The sequence below is a fragment of the Streptomyces sp. NPDC059696 genome (assembly GCF_042733745.1).
GTDB lineage: Bacteria > Actinomycetota > Actinomycetes > Streptomycetales > Streptomycetaceae > Streptomyces.
Genome location: NZ_JBHWFG010000160.1, coordinates 264 through 1,001 on the forward strand (window position 1 = coordinate 264; position 738 = coordinate 1,001).

1 protein-coding gene is annotated in these 738 nt (G+C 64.2%); it reads left to right on the plus strand.

Translation table 11 applies throughout. The features are described 5' to 3' along the window. Window positions 1–78: 78 nt before the first annotated feature. Window positions 79–738 (plus strand): hypothetical protein (locus ACFV20_RS37350; protein ID WP_385665687.1); only part of this gene is annotated, 660 nt, incomplete at its 3' end.

Below are 738 nucleotides of genomic sequence, written 5' to 3' on the forward strand. Positions count from 1 at the left end.
GCACACGTCCAAGAGCCGGGCGGCCACTGAAGCTGAAAGCGACGGTGTCCTGCCCCTGTCCTCCGGACCAAGTTAGCCATGACTGCGGCTACTTTCCTCGGGATCCTCCTGCGCCGCTGGTACGTGGTGGCCATAGGCCTGGTTCTTGGCCTGGCTGCGCTGGGTGCCATCAGGTCTTCCGAGCCCGTCTTCTGGACCGAGGCAGACGTCACGTTCCTGGCCCCCGAACGGGAACCTGCCTACTGGATCTCAGGAGGCAGCGCCATGACGTTGGTGGAGTTCGCAGACATGGTCAAGCGCCGCGTCAACCAGGAGACGCCTGCGGTGGACCTGGTGCTGACGAGCGGAACCCTCTATGGCGCAGGGGTCCAGCAGGGCTTCTCCGTCACGCTGCCCAACAATGGCGGCCAGTGGAACAAGACCTTCAGCCAACCGGTCCTCAAAGTGCAGGTTGTCGATTCGAGCGCGGAGAAGGTGAACGAAGTGCTGGCCAACATCCTGGACCGGATCAACAATGCCACGGTCCAGCTCCAGGCCGAGGCTGCGGTCAGGGGAGACTTGATTTCCACCCAGACCACACCATCCAAGTCCGAGGTGGTGTTCGGAGGCGGGACCCCGGTTACCCGGCTCAAAGGTGCCGCGGTGCTGGAAGCGCTCTGCCTGTCGGTCACATCGGTGGCCACGATCTACGTAGACCGCTGGATGGTCCGCCGCCGCCGGCTGCGGACCCAACCGAGG